Raw genomic sequence first — 2,552 nt, 5'->3', positions numbered from 1 at the left:
CCCACGACCGCCGCCGCCCAGCACTGTGGTGCGCCCCCGCAGATCGCCGAGGACGCTCAACGGATGTTCCAGTTGCCCGGGGCCGGGGTCGGTCCGGTCGTCGACGAGGACGATCTCGCCGGGGCGCGGTCCTCTCGCGGCGGCGAGCGCCGCGAGACAGTCGGCGAGGGTGTCCCGTACGAGGGTGGGGATCACGACGGCGTACGAGGTCATGCTGCGGTCCTCCCTGCGACGATCGCCCGCCTTCGGTGCTGGCGAGTGCCGCGGTACAGCCGTCTCAAACGCCCCAGGGACTATACATCGCGCGTATACACGCTATGTATAGTCTCGCCATGCCTTCTCTGACCAAGAAGATGAAGAAAACGGGGACCGCGTTCCGAACTGCCGGAACGCTCACGGCGATCGCCGCTCTGACACTCGTCCTGAGCGGTTGCGCGGGACCCGACACCACAGCGCCCAGCGCCGTCCGCGCCCGGGCGGCGACGGACACCCAGGCGGCCCGCTACGGCACCGTCGACTGCCGCAGGGCGAAGTGCATCGCGCTCACCTTCGACGCGGGGCCGAGCGAGCACTCCGCGCGCCTGCTGGACATCCTGAAGGAGAGACGGGTCCCGGCGACGTTCTTCCTCCTCGGCGAGCGCCACATCGAGAAGTACCCGGAGCTGGTACGGCGCATGGCCGACGAGGGTCATGAGGTGGCCAGCCACACCTGGGACCACAAGATCCTGACCCGGCTGAGACCCGAGGAGATACGCGAGGAGCTGGAACGCCCCAACCGGGAGATAGAACGCCTCACCGGACAGCGCCCGACCCTGATGCGCCCGCCCCAGGGCCGCACCGACGAGACCGTGCACGAGATCTGCCGCGAGCTGGGCCTCGCCGAGGTGCTGTGGAGCGTGACGGCCAAGGACTACAGGACGACCGACTCGGACCTGATCACCCGCCGCGTCCTCGCCCAGGCGTCCCGGGACGGGATCATCCTGCTGCACGACATCTACGACGGCACCGTGCCGGCGGTCCCGGGCATCATCGACGCGCTCAAGGAACGGGGGTACGTGTTCGTGACGGTGCCACAACTGCTGGCACCGGGAAAGGCGGAGCCCGGGAAGGTGTACCGGTAGGGCACGAACCCCCGGACCGCTCTGGGCCGAGTGGGTGAGCCGTGCCCGAGCGGGCCGCCGGGCAGCGTGGGTTCCCTACGATCGGGACGTGGCGAACATCCTGCTCGAACGGACGGTCCCGCTCCCCCTCGACGAGGCGTGGCGGCGGATCACGCAGTGGCGGCGGCACGGTGAGGGGGTGCCGTTGACGCGGGTCGAGCCGGTCCCGGCCGGGCCGACCCGCGTCGGCACTCTCGTCGTGGCCCGCTCGGGCGTCGGACCGCTGTCCTTCGACGACCCGATGGAGGTCACGGTGTGGGAGCCGCCGGAGGACGGGGCCCCGGGGATGTGCCGTCTGGAGAAGCGGGGCCGTGTGGTTCTGGGCTGGGCGGAGCTGGAGGTGCGGCCGGGGCCCGGCGGCCGCACCCGCGTGGTGTGGCGGGAGGAGATCCGGATCCGCCTGCTGCCGTCGCTCTTCGACGGCCTGGTGCGGCGCTCGGCACGGTATGTGTTCGGCCGTGCGTTGAACCGCCTGCTGAGACAGGCGTGACGGGCGCCGGGAACGCTGCCGCACGGAACTTTCGTCCAAGACAGCCGCCCGGAAGTCGGCGACCGTGGAGCGACCTCGACATGCTGGTGAACGTGGGCGGCAGGGAACCGTTCTCGCTCCTGGAGGCCGAGGCGCGCTGGCCGCCGGGGACCTTACGCCACCGTCCCGATCCACCCCACCGCCCCCGGCTCCGGCTCGTGGTGGATCGGCGTGTGGGCCCCGGTCAGCGAGACCCCGCTGCCTCCGCGCCGGCCGGCGACGATCTCCGAGGCGATCGACAGGGCCGTCTCCTCGGGCGTACGGGCCCCGAGGTCCAGGCCGATCGGCGAGTGCAGCCGGCTCAACTCCAGCTCGGAGACGCCGACTTCACGCAGACGGGCATTGCGGTCCAGGTGGGTGCGCCGGGAGCCCATGGCACCGACGTACGCCACCGGCAGCCGCAACGCCAGCCGCAGCAGGGGCACGTCGAACTTGGCGTCGTGGGTCAGCACGCACAGGACCGTACGGGCGTCGACGTCCGTGCCCTCCAGGTACCGGTGGGGCCACTCGACGACGATCTCGTCGGCCTCCGGGAAACGCGTCCGGGTCGCGAAGACGGGCCGTGCGTCGCACACCGTGACGTGGTAGCCGAGGAACTTGCCCATGCGGACCAGCGCCGACGCGAAGTCGATCGCGCCGAAGACGATCATGCGGGGTGCCGGGACCGAGGACTCGACCAGGACCGTGAGCGGTGTTCCGCAGCGTGAGCCCCGCTCCCCGATCTCCAGGGTGCCGGTGCGGCCGGCGTCCAGGAAGGCACCCGCCTCGGCGGCGACCGTACGGTCCAGTTCCGGATGAGCGCCGAAGCCGCCGTCGCAAGACCCGTCGGGGCGGACCAGCAGGGCCCGGCCCGTCAGTTCGGG

The 2,552-nt window shown here is 71.4% G+C and carries 3 protein-coding genes and 1 pseudogene; 2 read left to right on the top strand and 2 right to left on the bottom strand.

All coding sequences use genetic code 11. The features are described from left to right. Positions 1-213, bottom strand: a pseudogene (locus ACFTZL_RS43870) (transferase); the annotation flags it as partial. A 119-nt stretch (positions 214-332) separates the two neighbouring features. Between ACFTZL_RS43870 and ACFTZL_RS43865 the strand changes: the two are divergent. Then, complete coding sequence (locus ACFTZL_RS43865; RefSeq protein WP_382595927.1) at positions 333-1,121, top strand: polysaccharide deacetylase family protein; 789 nt, start codon at positions 333-335, stop codon at positions 1,119-1,121. Positions 1,122-1,209: 88 nt separating this feature from the next. Beyond that, a complete protein-coding gene (locus ACFTZL_RS43860; protein ID WP_382595924.1) occupies positions 1,210-1,650 on the top strand; it encodes an SRPBCC family protein in 441 nt (146 codons plus the stop codon). A 152-nt stretch (positions 1,651-1,802) separates the two neighbouring features. On the opposite strand, the gene ACFTZL_RS43855 is transcribed toward ACFTZL_RS43860, so the two are convergent. Continuing rightward, on the bottom strand, positions 1,803-2,552 hold a 750-nt coding region (locus ACFTZL_RS43855), incomplete at its 5' end, for an XdhC family protein (protein ID WP_382595921.1).

This window comes from Streptomyces sp. NPDC056948, assembly GCF_042674225.1.
GTDB classification, from domain to species: Bacteria; Actinomycetota; Actinomycetes; order Streptomycetales; family Streptomycetaceae; genus Streptomyces; species Streptomyces purpurascens.
This window is presented reverse-complemented; position numbering and strand designations above follow the sequence as displayed.

Coding starts and splice junctions, on each gene's coding strand:
- ACFTZL_RS43865 (WP_382595927.1), top strand. CDS start 333: ATGCCTTCTCTGACCAAGAAGATGAAGAAAACGGGGACCGCGTTCCGA.